General features: G+C 70.1%; 11 protein-coding genes. 5 read left to right on the plus strand and 6 right to left on the minus strand.

All coding sequences use genetic code 11. The features are described 5' to 3' along the window. Positions 1-4: 4 nt before the first annotated feature. The 3 genes from AB0I03_RS07215 to AB0I03_RS07225 are packed head-to-tail and all read right to left on the minus strand — an operon-like array spanning position 5 to position 3,530. Positions 5-1,015 (minus strand): ABC transporter permease, encoded by a 1,011-nt coding sequence (locus AB0I03_RS07215; RefSeq protein WP_360407818.1) that lies wholly within the window; start codon positions 1,013-1,015, stop codon positions 5-7. Then, entirely contained in the window at positions 1,012-2,013 is a 1,002-nt protein-coding gene (locus AB0I03_RS07220) for an ABC transporter permease (protein WP_360407821.1), read from the minus strand. The genes AB0I03_RS07215 and AB0I03_RS07220 overlap by 4 nt, the downstream gene beginning before the upstream one ends. Continuing rightward, entirely contained in the window at positions 2,010-3,530 is a 1,521-nt protein-coding gene (locus AB0I03_RS07225) for a sugar ABC transporter ATP-binding protein (protein ID WP_360407824.1), read from the minus strand. The genes AB0I03_RS07220 and AB0I03_RS07225 overlap by 4 nt, the downstream gene beginning before the upstream one ends. Before the next feature lie 407 nt (positions 3,531-3,937). Between AB0I03_RS07225 and AB0I03_RS07230 the strand changes: the two genes are divergently transcribed. The 5 genes from AB0I03_RS07230 (at position 3,938) to AB0I03_RS07250 (ending at position 10,788) form a co-directional block, all read left to right on the plus strand. Continuing rightward, on the plus strand, positions 3,938-5,374 hold the full coding sequence (locus AB0I03_RS07230; protein WP_360407827.1) for a non-reducing end alpha-L-arabinofuranosidase family hydrolase: 1,437 nt from the start codon (positions 3,938-3,940) through the stop codon (positions 5,372-5,374). A 73-nt stretch (positions 5,375-5,447) separates the two neighbouring features. Next, positions 5,448-7,277: a BNR-4 repeat-containing protein gene (locus AB0I03_RS07235; RefSeq protein ID WP_360407830.1), complete on the plus strand. Its 1,830-nt coding sequence runs from the start codon at positions 5,448-5,450 to the stop codon at positions 7,275-7,277. Between the two features lie 151 nt (positions 7,278-7,428). Beyond that, positions 7,429-8,613: a DUF418 domain-containing protein gene (locus AB0I03_RS07240; protein WP_360407833.1), complete on the plus strand. Its 1,185-nt coding sequence runs from the start codon at positions 7,429-7,431 to the stop codon at positions 8,611-8,613. 265 nt (positions 8,614-8,878) lie between these two features. Next, positions 8,879-9,619, plus strand: a complete 741-nt coding sequence (locus AB0I03_RS07245; RefSeq protein ID WP_360407836.1) for a class I SAM-dependent methyltransferase — start codon at positions 8,879-8,881, stop codon at positions 9,617-9,619. Positions 9,620-9,858: 239 nt separating this feature from the next. Then, positions 9,859-10,788 carry an endo-beta-N-acetylglucosaminidase H gene (locus tag AB0I03_RS07250; RefSeq protein ID WP_360407839.1) on the plus strand — a complete coding sequence of 310 codons (930 nt, stop codon included), beginning with the start codon at positions 9,859-9,861 and terminating at the stop codon, positions 10,786-10,788. Positions 10,789-10,847: 59 nt separating this feature from the next. Here AB0I03_RS07250 and AB0I03_RS07255 read toward each other — a convergent pair whose 3' ends face one another. The 3 genes from AB0I03_RS07255 to AB0I03_RS07265 are packed head-to-tail and all read right to left on the minus strand — an operon-like array spanning position 10,848 to position 15,786. Further along, complete coding sequence (locus AB0I03_RS07255) at positions 10,848-14,006, minus strand: GH92 family glycosyl hydrolase (RefSeq protein WP_360407842.1); 3,159 nt, start codon at positions 14,004-14,006, stop codon at positions 10,848-10,850. After that, positions 14,003-14,902, minus strand: a complete 900-nt coding sequence (locus AB0I03_RS07260; RefSeq protein WP_360407845.1) for a carbohydrate ABC transporter permease — start codon at positions 14,900-14,902, stop codon at positions 14,003-14,005. The genes AB0I03_RS07255 and AB0I03_RS07260 overlap by 4 nt, the downstream gene beginning before the upstream one ends. Further along, a complete protein-coding gene (locus AB0I03_RS07265) occupies positions 14,899-15,786 on the minus strand; it encodes a sugar ABC transporter permease (RefSeq protein WP_360407848.1) in 888 nt (295 codons plus the stop codon). Before AB0I03_RS07265 ends, AB0I03_RS07260 begins: the two co-directional genes overlap by 4 nt. Between the last annotated feature and the right edge of the window lie 27 nt (positions 15,787-15,813).

Below are 15,813 nucleotides of genomic sequence, written 5' to 3' on the forward strand. Positions count from 1 at the left end.
CCTTTCATTGCAGTTTGCGGGCGGCCCGTTCGGCGGCGACCCTGTTCAAGACGGGCGTTGCGACGACTGATGCCACCAGCAGCACGCCGATGACGATGTTGATGGCGTTGACGGTCTGCCCTTCGAGCCGCATGGCACTGGACACGGCGCCGATCAGCAGCACTCCGGCGATCGGGCCGTGCAGCGCACCGCGCCCGCCGAAGATCGACACCCCGCCCAGCAGTACCGCGGCGATGACCTGGAGTTCCAGCCCGTACGCGTTGTCGCCGCGCGCGCTGCCGTAGCGCAGAGTGAAGTAGACGCCGGCCAGCGCCGAGACGGCGCCGGTCAGCACGAACAGCAGGAACTTGGTGCGTTCGACGTTGACGCCGGTGAAGTGGGCGGCCTCGCGGTTGAGGCCGACCTCGTAGACGCCGCGCCCGAACGGCGAGAAGTGCAGGAGCCACGCCGTCGCCGCGGCGAGCACGGCGAAGGGGATGAGGACGAGCGGCAGGCTGCCGCCTTCGACGATCCGCATCTTGGCCAGGTCGGTCCAGGACTCGGGGAAGTCGGTCACGGCTTCGGTGCCGAGGAGGCCGATGGCGATGCCGCGGTACAGCGCGAGCGTGCCGATCGTGACCGCCAGGGAGGGCAGGCCGACGTAGGCGACCAGGAAGCCGTTCAGGGATCCGCAGACCGCGCCGACGGCAATGGCGGTGACCGCTGCGGCCCACATCGGCAAGCCGGCGTGCGCGTACAGGACGCCGACGAGAACGCTGGAGAGGCCGACGACGCTCGCGACCGAGAGGTCGATCTCGCCGGTGACGATCACCATCGTCAGGGGCAGGGCGATGAGCAGCAGCGGGGTGACGTCGAGGAAGAGGTAGTAGAGCGTCAGTGGACTGTCGAAGTTGCTCACCGCGAGGTTCGCGTAGAGGAGCACGGCCGCGAGGATCGCGATGACCGCGGTCTCGCGGGTGAGGAGGAGGCGGCGCCAGGCCGGTCGCGCGTGGGCGCGGAAGTGCAGGGAGGTCATGCCGTGCTCCGAGTGTCGCGTTCGATGCTGAGGCGGCGTTCGCGGTGCAGTGCCAGGACGCGGTCGAGCACGATGGCGGCCAGGATGAGCGCCCCCACGACGGCCCGCTGCCAGAAGTCGGAGATGCCCACGACGGGCAGGGCGCGGTTGATCGTGACGAGCAGCGCGGCCCCGATCGCGGCGCCCCACACGGTGCCGCTGCCGCCGAATATCGCGACGCCGCCGATGACGGCGGCGCCGACCGCTTCGAGTTCGATGCCGAGGCCCGCGCCGCTGGAGACCGTGCCGTAGCGGGCGGCGTAGACGACGCCCGCGAGGCCCGCCAGCGCTCCTGAGAGGACGAAGGCGCTGATCACGCGGCGGGTGACCGGGAGGCCGTAGAGCCGGGCGGCGTCGGGGTCGGAGCCGATCGCGTACATCTCGCGTCCCCCTCGCGAGTAGTACATGTAGTAGCCGACCGCGATGAGGACGAGGAGGGCCACGGCGGAGAGGACCGGGACGGAGGCGATCTGCTTGTTGCCCAAGGCGAGGAAGTCGTCCGGCAGGTCGGAGGCGTTGATCCGGTCCGAGCCGGCCCAGGTGAGGAAGACGCCTCGGTAGATGTAGAGGGTGCCGAGGGTGATGACGAGGGCGGGGACCTTCGCGACGGCCACGACCACGCCGTTGACGAGTCCGAGGACGGCGCCGAGTCCGATCGCGGCGAGCACGACCACGATGATCGGGGTCCCGGGGGCTTCGATGAAGATTCGGCCGGTCATGTAGGCGGTCAGGCCGAGGACCGATCCGACGGAGAGGTCGACGTTCCTGGTGATGATGACGGCGGCCTGCCCGACCGCGAGGATCATCAGCATCGACGGGGTGACGAGGAGGTTGCGCCACCCGTCGGCGCTGAACACGAAGCTCTCCGATTTGAGGGCCGTGAGGACGACGGCCGCGATGAGCACCAGGGCGACGGCGAGTTCGCGGGTGCGGAGCAGGTTGGCGATCGCGTGCTTCATTCGCCGGCCTCCGCGTGGTGGAGCTGCGTGGCCGCTCGCATCACGGCTTCGGGGGTGGCCTGCTCGCGGTCGATGTCGGCGGTGATGCGCCCTTCGCTGACGACGAGGACGCGGTCGGCCATGCCGAGGACCTCGGCCAGTTCGGACGAGATCATGAGGATGGCGATGCCCTGGCCGGCGAGGTCGGACAGGAGGCGGTGCACTTCCGCTTTGGTGCCGACGTCGATGCCGCGGGTGGGTTCGTCGACGATGAGGAGGCTCGGCTCGGTCGAGAGCCACTTGGCGAGCACGACCTTCTGCTGGTTGCCGCCGCTCATGGTGGTGGCGGGCATGTCCAGTGCGTGGGTCTTCACCTGCAGGCGGGCGGCCCAGGCGTCGGCGGCCCGCAGCTCGGCGCGGGAGGTGAGGAGGCCGGCTTTGACGAGTCCGCGGCGGATGACGGAGGCGATGTTGCGGGCGATCGAGCCGTCGGTGACGAGGCCTTGGAGGCGCCGGTCCTCGGGGACGAAGGCCATGCCCGCCTTGATCGAAGCGCGCGGGTCGCGCATGGGGACCGCTCTGCCGTTGAGGTGGACGCTGCCGGAGTCGTAGCCGTCCACGCCGAAGACCGCGCGGGCGATCTCGCTGCGGCCCGCGCCCACGAGTCCGGCGATGCCGACGATCTCGCCGGCGCGGACCTCGAAGCTCACGTCGTGGAAGGCGCCCGTCGAGTTGAGGTCCTCGACGCGGAGCACGGTGTCGCCGATCGGGGCCGGGACCTTCGGGAACAGCTCCTCGACGTCGCGGCCGACCATCTGGGCGACGATCTCGCCCCGGTTCGTCTCGGCGATGGGCTGGGTGGCGACGTACGCCCCGTCGCGAAACACCGTGACGGTGTCGCACAAGGCGAAGATCTCTTCGAAGCGGTGCGAGATGAAGACGAGGGCGCGGCCTTCGTCGCGCAGTCCGCGGGCGACGGCGAACAGCCGGTCGACCTCGACGCCGGAGAGCGCGGCGGTCGGCTCGTCCATGACGAGCAGGGCGGCGTCGAGCGAGATCGCCTTGGCGATCTCGATGATCTGCTGGTCGGCGATGGACAGGCCGCGGGCGAGGCGCCGCGGGTCCAGTCGCACGCCGAGCCGCTGGAACAGCATCTCGGCCCGCTCGTACATCGCGGCCCGGTCGATGCGGCGGCCGGACTTGTACGGCTGGCGGCCCATGAAGAGGTTCTCGGCGACCGACAGGTCCGGGAACAGCGTGGGCTCCTGGTAGATCACGGCGATGCCGGCGGCCTTCGCGTCGGCGGTCGAGGCGAAGTCGACGTCCTCGCCTTGGAAGCGGAAGACGCCGCCGTCGCGGCGGTGCACTCCGGCGACGATCTTGACCATGGTGGACTTGCCGGCCCCGTTCTCGCCGACCAGCGCGTGGATCGACCCCGCTTCGACGGTGATGCCGCCGGAGGTGAGCGCCGCGGTCGCGCCGAACGACTTGTGCACGCCGTCGAGCACGAGCACGGGTTCGGGGACGGGATCACTCATGCGTCGCCGCCGATGCCGGCGCGAGGCGGACGCGTTGGGGGTGGCGGATCATCGTCGGGCTCCTTGGGACGGGGGTGTCGCCGGGGCTGGGAGGCAGCGGGAACACGAATGTGCACTTTCCGTGTCGTGGCAACGACTTTCGGTAATCAAGTATTGAATCGTTTCACTGTGACTCAGACAACCTAGATCGCTCCGCACCGTGCTGTCAAGCACAGGATTCGATCTTTTATCGACACAATTTTGCAAACACTCGGGGCGTAGAGCCTCCCGGCGAGGGGACGCCCGACCCCCGTCGACTCTTGCAATCGGGGGGCGATTCTGCGACACTCGCTCTAGGTATTGATTTATATCGATACATTGCCGCGATGTCCCTTGCGCTGGGGCGCAGACACACTGAAGGAGTGCCCATGGGTCGGTTGGCGAGGCTCGTGCTCGTGCCGGTGATGGCCATGGTCGCCGCCGTGGTCCTGGCCGTGCCGGGCGCCAACGCGCAGTCGTCCCGGTACGAGGCGGAGGACGCGGCCTGCGACGGCACGATCGACGCGAACTACACCGGATTCTCCGGCAGGGGGTTCTGCAACACCGCGAACCGGACCGGGGCGTACGTGCAGTTCACCGTCCACTCCGGAGCGCCCGGCACCTTCACGCTCGGCATCAAGTACGCGAACGGGTCCAGTGCCGCACGCCCCGCGGACCTCAGCGTCAACGGCGCCCTGGCCCGGTCGGGAGTGGCCTTCGAACCGACGGGCTCCTGGAACGGATGGGCGGTGGCGAACGTCTCCGTGCCGGTACGGGAGGGCGCCAACACGATCCGGCTCGCGGCCACCACCGCCGGCGGCCTGGCGAACATCGACTACCTCGACGTGGTGCGCGCCGGCGGCAGCGTGCTGCCCTCGAGCCTCCAGTGGAGCTCCACCGGCCCGCTGGTCTTCCCGAAATCCGACGCGACCCACAACATCGTCTCGGTCAAGGACCCGTCGGTCGTGCACCACAACGGCCGCTACCACGTCTTCGTCAGCGTCGTGAGCGCCAACCAGGGCTACGGCCTGGCGTACCTCAGCTTCACCGACTGGTCGCAGGCCGGTTCCGCACCGCTGCACTTCCTCGACCGGTCCGCGATCGGGTCCGGGTACAAGGCCGCGCCGCAGGTGTTCTACTTCGCGCCGCAACAGCGCTGGTACCTGACCTACCAGATCGGCGACAACGTCGCCTACTCCACCACCGCGAACCTCGCCGACCCGACCTCCTGGAGCGCGCCGAAGCCGTTCTACGCCGATACGCCGCAGATCGTGCTCGACAACATGGGCGGCGGGCAGTGGCTGGACTTCTGGACCGTCTGCGACGCCGCCACCTGCCACATGTACTCCTCCGACGACAACGGGAACCTCTACCGGGCGCAGACCTCGCTGGCGCGCTTCCCGAACGGCTTCTCCGAGCCGGTCATCGCCATGCACGACCCCAACCACCACTGGCTCTTCGAAGGCGCCAACGTCTACCGCCTGGCGGGCGCGAACGAGTACCTGCTCATGGTCGAGGCGATCACCGCCGGCGGCCGGATCTTCCGGTCCTGGACCTCCTCATCGATCTCCGGGCCCTGGACCCCGCTGGCCGACACCAAGGAGAACCCGTTCGCCGCCCGGAGCAACGTCACCTTCGGCGGGACCGCCTGGACGAACGACATCAGCCACGGCGAGCTGATCCGCAGCGGCATCGACCAGACCCTGACCGTCGACCCCTGCGACCTGCGGTTCCTCTACCAGGGCAAGGACCCCAACGCGAGCGGGCCGTACAACCTCCTGCCCTGGAGGCTCGGCCTGCTGACGCAAACGAACTCCCCTTGCTGAGGCGACGGCGCAGCATCTGCGGCCACGCCGTCGCAGCGCCACCACCTCGGCCGACATCGCGAAGGAACCCTGCATGAGACATCAAGCCGCCCAAAGCAAGACGACCGGCAGGCCGCGCCCGCTCGGACCCGCCGTCGCACTGATAGCGATGCTGACCGCGCTGCTGGCCTTCTCCGCGGTCCCGGCGTCCGCGGCCGCGCCCTCGCTCGGCTCGCCGACCGTCACCACGCTCACCACGGACGGCCGCACGGCCCTGACGTACACGGGCTACATGAACGGTGAATCGTTCCAGCAGGACGGCATCACCACGTTCAACGGCTGGCAGTACACCGCCTGGTGGGACCAGGCCGGCTACGTCAACCTCGCCCGCCGGGCGGTCGCCTCGGGCTCGTGGCAGACCATCCGCCTCACCGACTACCGGACGACCTCGACCGACTCGCACAACACGATCTCCATCGGCATCTCCGGCCAGGACGGCTCGATCCACCTCTCCTTCGACATGCACAGCTCACTCCTGAAGTACCGCAAGTCCGCCGCGGGCCTGGCGACCTCGCCGGCGACCGCGAACTGGTCCGCGTCGAGCTTCGGGGCCGTGACCAACACCCTCGGCGGCCAGCGCCTGTCGCAGGCCACCTACCCGCAGTTCTTCCGCGCCCCGGACGGGGTGCTGCAGATGAGCATCCGCACCGGCGCCAGCGGCGCGGGCGACGTGGTGCTCTTCGAGTACAAGGGCGGGACCTGGAGCTACCTGGGCCAGTTCCTCAACGGCACGCGCGCCGACAACAACGCCTACCTCTTCGGCATCGAGTACGACGACACCGGACTCGACACCAGCGACCTCCTGCACGTCACCTGGACGGTGCGCGAGACGCCGAACGCGAGCACCAACCACGACATCTACTACGCCTACAGCAAGGACCAGGGCCGCACCTGGCGCAACAACAACGGCGACGTGGTGGCGACCACCGGCTCGAACCCGCTCGTGGCCGACTCGGCCTCGCTGCGGGTCGTGGGCATCGGGCAGAACCGGGGGCTCATGAACCAGGAGTCGCAAGTGGTCGACAGCGCCGGCATCGTCCACGTGCTCGCCTCGCACATGGCGCCCTCGGCGTCCAACGACAGCAACTTCGACAGTGCGCGGGGCAAGTCCGTGCTCGTGCACTACTGGCGCGACAAGACCAGCAAGGCCTGGAACCGCCAAGTGCTCTCCTACACGGGCGTGATGACCCGCGCCGACATCGGCGTCGACGGCGACGACAACCTGTACATCGCGAGCGGGAACTCCTCGACCAGGCGGCTGAGCGTGTACACCGCGTCGAAGGCCTCCGGCTGGACCGACTGGGCCACGCGCTACACCTCGAGCGTGCAGTACTACTCCGATCCCCTGCTCGACCACGCCCGGCTCCTCGACGGGGTCGTCTCGGTCTTCGCGCCCCGCTACGGCGGCAGCCAGATCGACGTCCTCAACTGGACGGCAGGGCAGGGCGGCGGCACGCAGACCACGGACATCGCGAACCGCAACTCCGGCAAGTGCATCGACGTCGTCTCGAGTTCGACGGCCGACGGCGCGGAGGCGATCCAGTGGACCTGCCACGGCGGCGCGAACCAGCTGTGGGAGCTGCACGACGCCGGCAGCGGGTACTACCGGATCGTCTCGCAGGCCTCGGGCAAGTGCCTCGACGTCAACGGCGCCTCGACGGCCGACAACGCCGCGATCATCCAGTGGACGTGCGGCGACCGCGCCAACCAGCAGTGGCAGCTCCGCACCGCCGGCGACCACGTCCAGCTCGTCGCCCGCCACTCCGGCAAATGCATCGACGTGACCGGCGCCTCGACCGCGAACAGCGCCCGCCTCCTCCAGGCCACGTGCTCGAGCAGCAGCACCCAGCAGTGGTCGCTTTAGGCCTCGGATCGCGAACCTCCGGTGAGGCGCCCTGCGGCGCCTCACCGGAGGCGCACGCCCGTTAAGGACCGTCGAAATCCGTTGGCGCCGTGGGACTGTCTGGGTACGCTGAACGCATATCCCGATGTTGTCCGATCCCCCTGGAGGGACCGTGGAGCGAACGACCCCCACCCCCGCGACACCTGAACGGCACGCCTCCGTTCCCGCGGCCGAACGGAAGCTCACCCCCGACCTCGCCCGCGGGTTCATGCTGCTGCTCATCGCGATGGCGTACGCGGGCATGTACCTCACCGCGGACGACATCGGCGGCTACGGCGCGCCCTTCGGCGGGTCGGCCGTCGACCGGACCGCCTCGGCCCTGGCCGCGCTGTTCCTGGAGAACCGGGCCTTCCCCCTGTTCGGCGTCCTCTTCGGCATCGGCATGGTCATGATGATCGACGCCGCCCGCGCCAAAGGACGCTCCGATGCGGAGACCCGCCGCGTCATCCGCCGCCGCAGCGTGTGGCTGCTCGTCTTCGGGCTGCTCCACGCCTTCCTGGTGTTCCCCGGCGAGATCCTGGCCGCCTACGGCCTCACCGGGCTCCTGTTCGGCTGGCTGCTCTTCCGCTCCGACCGGGCGGTCGGCATCGCCACCTGGATCGCCATCGCCTACTACGCCATCGTGATCGGCGGGGGCACGATCGCCGCAGGACTCGCCGGAGGGAGCGAGACCTGGGAGGGCATCGTCGGCTACACCACGCTCGAGGACTGGACCACCCGGTTGGCGGGCGCGGTGGGCGCACCGCTCATCAACGTCCTGTTCTTCCCCATGGTCATCCTCGTGGTCCTCGGCATCCGCCTGGGGCGCAAGGGATGGCTCCAGGATCCCGACAGTCATGTCCCGGCGCTGCGGAAGGCCGCCGCCATCGGCGTCAGCGTGTCCGTCGCCGGGGCGCTGCCGCTGACGCTCGCGGGCCTGGACGTGCTGGAGGTGCCCGACGAGGCGTTCATGCCGCTGTTCGGACTCCAGATCCTCACCGGTGTCGCCGCCGGCGTCGGCTACGCCGCCCTGTTCGCCCTCATCGGACGGCGGCTGCAGCGTCGCCCCGGCGCCGTCACCAAGGCGCTGGCCGCCGCCGGGCAGCGGTCGCTGTCGGTCTACCTGTTCTGCTCCGTGGGCGTCGCAGTGCTCCTGCATCCCGACCTCATCGGACTGGGCGACCACCTCCACCGCGCCGGCGCCATGGCGGTCGCGTTCGGCGTCTGGGCCGTCGGCGTCGCCCTGGCCGCCTGGCTGGCCGCCAAAGGCAAGAAGGGCCCGGCCGACGCGCTGCTGCGCAGGCTCGCCTACCGCTAGGGCCGGTGCCGCGACGCGACGTCGCGGCACCGGCCCTGTTCATCTCAGCGCCACTGGGTGACGGTGATCGGAGCGTGTCCCGCGTTGTCGCTGAGCACGGGGTCGTTGTAGCTGAGCTCGAGTCTCTGGCCGGAACCGCCGGCCGACTCGTACAGCGGCGGCGGCAATCCGCCGGAAGGTCGGGATTGCGGCCGGACCCCTGCTTCGGGACCGGACCTCGGGCAAACCACTCGACACGGCTGCAGGTCTGCGGAATCCTGTGGCGATGGCATCGAACGACATCTGGGACGCCGAGACGGCCCGCGGCTACGACACTCCCGGCGAGGGCATGTTCGCGCCGGAGGTCCTCGACCCGACGCTCGACCGACTCGTCGGACTCTCCGAAGGCGGCCGCGCCCTCGAGTTCGCGATCGGCACCGGCCGCGTCGGCGTGCCGCTCGCCGAGCGCGGCGTGCCGGTGACCGGGATCGAGCTGTCCCCCGACATGATCGCGCAGCTTCGCACCAAAGTGGACGAAGCGACGCTCCCGGTGCTCGAAGGCGACATGACCGCCACCCGCGCGCCCGGCGAGTTCCACCTGGTCTACCTGGTGTTCAACACCATCGCGAACCTGCTCACCCAGGACCAGCAGATCGAGTGCTTCCGGAACGCGGCCCGGCATCTCGTCCCGGGCGGCAGGTTCGTGATCGAGCTGTGGGTGCCGGAGCTGCGCGCGCTCCCGCCGGGCCGCAGGGGGACGGTCGGCGTCGTCGAGGACGGGTACGTGCTGCTCGACACCTACGACACCCTCAACCAGCACGTGGTCTCCCACCACTTCACCTTCGGCGAGAGCCGCCGGGCCCGCCTCGACCGCACCCCGCACCGCTACATCTGGCCGTCCGAACTGGACCTCATGGCCCGGCTCGCCGGATTCGGACTCGAATCCCGGCACGCCGACTGGCAGGGCGGCGAGTTCACCGCGGACTCCCCGTACCACGTGTCGGTCTACCGGCTCCCTCTCGACTAGAGGCCCTGGACAACGAGGTCGCCGACCTCATGCTCGCCACATCGCCGCGCCCGTCCCCGGGCGCGGGCGGTCCGCGCTGCGCGAGTGCTCGCGCGGGTCATCATGCGCTTGAGTTGCAAGCGGTTGCGAGGTGAAAGTGCGCCACCTTGCCTCTATCGTCGCCTGAACTTAAGCGCTATAGTCGTTTCGAGCCACGGAGTCGTGGCCGTCATGCAACGATGCACGAAGGAAGACTCCTCATGACCGAATCAATCGACCGCCGCAGCATGCTGCGCCGCACGGCGTCCGCTTCGCTGATCGCCCTCGGCGTCACCGCCGGGGGCCTGCCCCTGGCCTCGGCCGCGAGCGCGGCGCCCCGCGCCGGCGAGCCGAAGCGCGTCGTCTACGTCGAGGTCAACAGCAACGACATGGCGAACGTCGCCGACTACACCCTCAAAGGGACCACCCGGCCGGCGTTCGACATCGCGATCATCTTCGCCGCCAACATCAACTACGACACCGCGTCGGCCTCGGCCTACCTCCACCTGAACGACCGCGTGACCGCGACCCTCGGGGACGCCGCGAACCAGATCCGCCCGCTGCAGGCGCGCGGCACCAAGGTCCTGCTGTCCATTCTGGGCAACCACCAGGGCGCGGGCATCGCCAACTTCCCGTCCCAGGAGGCGGCGGCCGCCTTCGCCGACGAGCTCGCCGCCGTGGTGGACGCCTACGGCCTCGACGGCATCGACTTCGACGACGAGTGGTCGAAGTACGGCACGAACGGCACGGGACCGGCCAACGACAGCTCGTTCGTGTACCTCGTCAGCGCGCTGCGGGAACGGCTCGGACCGGACAAGCTGATCACGTTCTACAACATCGGCCCGGCCGCCGAGGCCACCGAGTACGGCGGCGTGCGGGCGGGCGACCTGCTCGACTACGCGTGGAACCCCTGGTACGGCACGTGGAACGTGCCGGCGATCCCCGGCCTGGAGGACCCGCAGCTCGCTCCCGGCGCGGTCAACCTGACCGAGACCTCGTCGAGCACCGCCTCCTCACTGGCCACGCGCACCGCGAGCGGTGGATACGGCGCCATCGTCACGTACAACCTGACCGCCGGCGACCATGCCGGCTACATCTCCCGGATCACCAAGCCGCTCACCGGACGCACCACCGTCTACGACCCGAGATGACGGGCTGAGCGATAGCGCAGCGGGCGGCGCGGCCGGTGGCCGCGCCGCCCGCTGTCGCTTCAGCCGAGGTCGAAGAGCTCGAGCTGGTGCAGACTGATCGTGGCGACCGCGCGGACCCGCAGCATCCTCGCGGTCACGACCTCCGCGAACGTGGACGGCGTCGTGCGATCGGCATGCAGCGCTTCGATATGCGTCGTCGGGAGTGCGCGCCATGCGAGGCCGTCGTCGCTCGCCTCCCACACCAAGGCGTCGGCTGCGTCTTCGGCGGTCGTCACCGAGACATCGGTGACTCGTCGGGCCGCTGCGAACCGCCAGCCGACCCAGTCGCTCGGGGCCAGGACGGTTCGTGCTCCGGACGCGCCGTCGTCGAAGATCCGAATGGGGTCCGATATGGACCCGATCGCGTCGCCCGCTCCCCCGGTGAGGTCCGGACGCCAGGGTTCGACCGCCGCCGTGCCCTGCCAGAGCGGGCTCAGCGACGCTGCTTCCGGTGCAGCGGTGAAGCGCAGTTCGAGTTCGACATCGCCTTGCAGTGCATGGACGTGCAGCACCGGTCGGTCGAGCGCCGTGCCGTCGAGTCGCGCCTCGACCAGGTACCGGGCCTCGGGGGTCGGGCGGTGCGAGTGGACCCGCAGTCGACCGCCGTCCGCCCGGCGGACCGTGATGTCGTCGAACAGGGGGCTGCCGATCCGCAGTTCACCGGAGGCGAGCACCAGCGGGTAGAGGCCGAGCGCCGCCCACAGCCACCACATGCTCATCTCGCCGTTGTCCTCGTCGCCGGGGAAGCCCTGGCCGATCACGGCCCCGGCGAAGAGCCGGCGGGCGAGGCCGTGCACCGTGGCTCCCGCACGCCACGGCTCGTCGCCGAACACGTGCATCCACGGAATGTGGTGCGCCGGCTGGTTCGAAATCGCGCACATCCCCGAGCGCTGCGCCCGCGCTTCGCGCTGCTCGTGGATGACGGCGCCGTAAGTGCCGCAGTGCCGCTCGTCCGCGGTCTCCGGTTCGGCGAACAACCGGTCCAAGTGCGCGCGCAGCCCGGCGGGGCCGCCGAAGAGCGCGGCGAGGCCGGGGCCGTCATGGACGGCGCTCACGGACATGCCCCAGGCGTTCGTCTCGACGTTGTCGCCGCCCCACACCCGCGGGTCGAACGGTGCCGCTGCGAAAGCGCCGTCCGCGCCGCGTCCCCGGAAGAAGCCGTGTGCTGCGTCGAAGAGGACGCGGTAGGAGCGGGCCCGGTTCGCGAAGTAGCGTGCGAAGGCGCGGTACCGCGCATCGTCCTGTTCGGACTCGGCCAGCTGCGCGGCGAACCGGGCGATGGCGTCGTCGCTGACGGCGTTCTCGAGGCTCCAGCTCATGCCTTCCGGCACTTCGCGCGCGACGTAGCCGGTGAACCGCGCCCGGGCGATGCCCTTGCGCCCGCGCCGCGGGTCGCCGGACGGTTCGCAGGCGTTGCGCCAGGCGCTCGCGAAGGCGTCCTCACGGTTGAACGGCACGCCCCACCGGGCGGCGTCCGCGAAGATCTGGTCGCTCGAGGTGCCGACCATGGAGTCCACATAGCCCGGAGCGCTCCAGCGCGCCATGTACCCGCCGCGCCGCCACTGCTGCAGCAGGCCGTCCAGCATCGCACCGGCGTGCGCGGGGTCGAGCAGCGCGAACGCCGGCCAGGTCGTGCGGTAGGTGTCCCAGTAGCCGTTGTTCACGAAGAGCGCGCCGTCCGCCACCGGCGGGCCGTCGGGCCCGGCGGGGACCATCGGGTCCGCGAACCTCCATTGTGGTGTTTCGGTGGTGCCGGTGTTCTCGGCGGCGCTGTTCGGGTAGAGGTGGAGGCGGTACAGGGCGCTCGCGATGCGGGCCCGGTCCTCCTCGTCGGCGAGCGCGCGGAACGGGTCGTGCCGCGGCTCGGGCACGGTGACCGCGCCGAGCAGCCGGTCCCATTGGGCTTGCAGGTCCGAGCGGAGGTCGTCGAACGTGCGCTCGGCGGGCAGCTCCTGCTTCAGCGCGCGCCGCGCCTGGTCGACGGACAGGAACGACTGCGCCACACGCACTTCGAGCGCGCCCGTGCCCGCTACGAAGCCCGCCGTGCGCGTTCGTTCGTCGTCGTCGAGCATCCCGGTCGCCGTCACTGGGGAGAGCACTCGCCCGGCGAAGTAGGTGCGCGGCGGGTTGCCCCAGTCGGCCGCGCCTTCGGGGATCCAGCCGTGGAACGAGCCGTCGGGTGCGAGGTGCAGGCGTCCGGCGTCGGTCAGCTGGTCCACCACGAATCCGACCCGCGCCGCGGGATCGGATGCGGTGGCGCGGAAAGCGCCGCCGTGATCGGTCGCGGTGACCTCGAGTCGCAGGCCGCCAGTGAGCTCGGCGCTGTAGACGTGCGGTCGGGCGGTCTCCGAGCCGGGCTCGATCCAGCGGCGGCGACGCGCGTGGGAGGAGGCCGCGGCGCCGGTGAACGGCATGAGCTGCAGGACCCCGCGGTCGCCGATCCACGGGCTCGGCTGGTGCGAGAACTGCACCGCCTCGAGCCTGCGGCCCTGCGGGTCGTCGTGCACCGACCACCGGTACGGCCAGCGGGAGTCGGCGGCGTCAGTGGCCGGGGTGAGGAAGCAGAAACCGTGCGGCCGGGCCGTGATCGGGATCGTGTTCCCGCGGGAGAACCGCGCTCCGGAGTGGCTGCCGCGGCGGGTGTCGACCCGTTCGGCCGGAGACGGGTCGAGGCCGGCGGCGCGGGAGGCGAGGACCACTTCGACGAAGCCGGTGACCGCGCCGGGCACGCCATCCAAAGTAGAGGATCCCAGGGCGATCTCGACCGTGCCGAGGCGTCCGGCCCACGCTTCCAGTTGCACCGCATCGGCGTTCCACTGCTCGGGCATCGACCACGCCGCGGCGTACTGCGCCTCGGGCGTCATCGGCATGCCGTAGCGGTCGCGCAGCCGCGGCTCCCCGCTCAGGCGCGAGCCGTCGTCGAAGCGGACGTCGACCGTGACCGCCAGGGCGGCGTGCGGCGCGTGCACCGCCGCGGGCCCGTCCGCGTAGAAGGCCCACTGCACGATCGTGTCCGCGGCGATCGGCACCGCTTCCAGGCCCGGGACCGCGATCCGCTGCACGCCCCGGGCCGGGTCGAACCGGTAGGCGAAGACCCGGCCGCCCAGCACGCCGGCGTGCGGGCGCGACGACGGCGGGTCGGCCGGTCCGGCGGCGGGGACGAGGGAAGGCGCGGTCAACCTTTGATCGCCCCTTCTTGGACGCCCTTGAAGAAGTACCGCTGCATGATCGAGAACACGATGATGATCGGGACGAGGGCGACCATCGTGCCTGCGGCGATGAGGCGCGGGTCTGGTGAGAAGTTGCTGTTCAGGTACGCCATGCCGACGGTGAGCGTGTAGTTGCCGGGCTCGGTGAGCACCATGAGCGGCCACAGGTAGTCGTCCCACGCGCCGATGAAGGTGAAGATCGCGACCACGCTCGCCATGCCCCGCACGTTGGGCCAGATGAGGTGCCGGATCCGCTGCCAGGTCGTCGCGCCGTCCACAATGGCGGCGTCGAGCACGTCCTTCGGGATCATCCGGCAGGCGGTGGCGATGAGCAGCACGTTCATGGCGGCGATCGCCCCGGGCAGGAACACGCCCCACAGCGTGTTCCCCAGGCCGAGCGCGTTGATGGTGAGCAGGTTGCTGGTCACGGTCACTTCGGCGGGCAGCAGCATCGTCGAGAGCAGGATGCCCAGGGCGATGAGCTTGCCGCGGAACTGCATGCACGCCAGGGCGTACCCGCCGAAGACGGCGAGCGCCACGTTCGTGACGACCGATCCGAGCGCCACGAGCAGGGAGTGCCAGGCGTAGCGGTACACCGGCACGACGTCGGCGACCGTGCTGTAGTTCGCGAAGGTCGGGTCCTGCGGGACCAGGTTCGGCGGGAACGCGTAGAGGTCCTCGCCGGGGCCCTTGAACGAGGTGGAGAGCTGCCACACGAAGGGGCCGATCACCAGGGCGAACACGGCGAGCAGCAGCGCGTACCGCAGGATCATCCCCGGCAGGGTGGGCTTGGAGAAGTCGCTCGAGCCGCGGCGGCGGAAGCGGCGGGCCCGCTCGGCGGCCCGTCGGTCGATCGCAGTGGTCATGCCGGCACCTTCGTCTTCTTCTCGCGGTTCATGAATGCGATGGCGGCGAGCGGGATCAGCGTCAGCAGGAACAGCACCACGCTGATCGCGGCCGCGTAGCCGAGGTTGCCGCTGAGTCCGGAGCCGACCTGGCGGATGAGCATGACGATCGACATGTCGTAGCCGCCCGGGCCGCCGGTGCCGTTCGAGAGGATGTCGAGCTCGGTGAACACGCGCATCGCCGAGACCGCGATGAGCGCGGAGACGAGGACCATCGCGCCGCGCACGCCCGGGATGGTCACGTTGCGGAAGCGGCGGAACGGGCCGGCGCCGTCCATCATGGCGGCCTCGTGGAGCTCCTTGCCGACGTTCCCGAGCGCCGCGAGGTACACCACCATGTAGAAGCCGAGTCCCTTCCAGACGGTCAGGAGGATGGCGCACGCGAGCAGCCACCACCGGTCGACGAGGAACGCGATCGGCTTGTCCACCAGGCCCATCCACTCCAGGACCTGGTTGAGGACGCCGCGGCTGTCGAAGATCCAGCTCCAGATGAGCGCGACGACGACCGCCGAGGCGACCACCGGGAAGTAGAACGTGGTGCGGAAGAACGCGATCCCCGGGATCTGCTTCTCCACCAGGAGGGCCAGCAGCAGCGGCAGGATCGTCAGCAGCGGCACGCACACCGCCACGAACACCAGGCAGGTGATGAGCGCGTAGCCGAACTGCTCGTCGCCGAGCAGCCGCTCGTACTGCGCGAAGCCGACCGGCTCGACCGGCCGCAGGGGCCGCGCGTCCGTGAAGCTGAGGATGACCGTGTTGACGAACGGCCAGAGGGAGAACACCAGCACCCAGACGAGGGCTGGACCGGCGAGGAGCCAGGGGGTGAACCATCTATGTGATCGCAAGGGTCTGCTTTCGTCCGGGTGCCGGTG

The sequence above is a fragment of the Glycomyces sp. NPDC021274 genome, assembly GCF_040641195.1.
Taxonomy (GTDB): domain Bacteria; phylum Actinomycetota; class Actinomycetes; order Mycobacteriales; family Micromonosporaceae; genus Glycomyces.

What these genes read in the sequence shown, in the direction of transcription:
- AB0I03_RS07220 (WP_360407821.1), bottom strand. Translation starts at nt 2,013, where the DNA reads ATGAAGCACGCGATCGCCAACCTGCTCCGCACCCGCGAACTCGCCGTC.
- AB0I03_RS07235 (WP_360407830.1), top strand. Translation starts at nt 5,448, where the DNA reads ATGAGACATCAAGCCGCCCAAAGCAAGACGACCGGCAGGCCGCGCCCG.
- AB0I03_RS07250 (WP_360407839.1), top strand. Translation starts at nt 9,859, where the DNA reads ATGACCGAATCAATCGACCGCCGCAGCATGCTGCGCCGCACGGCGTCC.
- AB0I03_RS07225 (WP_360407824.1), bottom strand. Translation starts at nt 3,530, where the DNA reads ATGAGTGATCCCGTCCCCGAACCCGTGCTCGTGCTCGACGGCGTGCAC.
- AB0I03_RS07245 (WP_360407836.1), top strand. Translation starts at nt 8,879, where the DNA reads ATGGCATCGAACGACATCTGGGACGCCGAGACGGCCCGCGGCTACGAC.
- AB0I03_RS07215 (WP_360407818.1), bottom strand. Translation starts at nt 1,015, where the DNA reads ATGACCTCCCTGCACTTCCGCGCCCACGCGCGACCGGCCTGGCGCCGC.
- AB0I03_RS07260 (WP_360407845.1), bottom strand. Translation starts at nt 14,902, where the DNA reads ATGACCACTGCGATCGACCGACGGGCCGCCGAGCGGGCCCGCCGCTTC.
- AB0I03_RS07230 (WP_360407827.1), top strand. Translation starts at nt 3,938, where the DNA reads ATGGGTCGGTTGGCGAGGCTCGTGCTCGTGCCGGTGATGGCCATGGTC.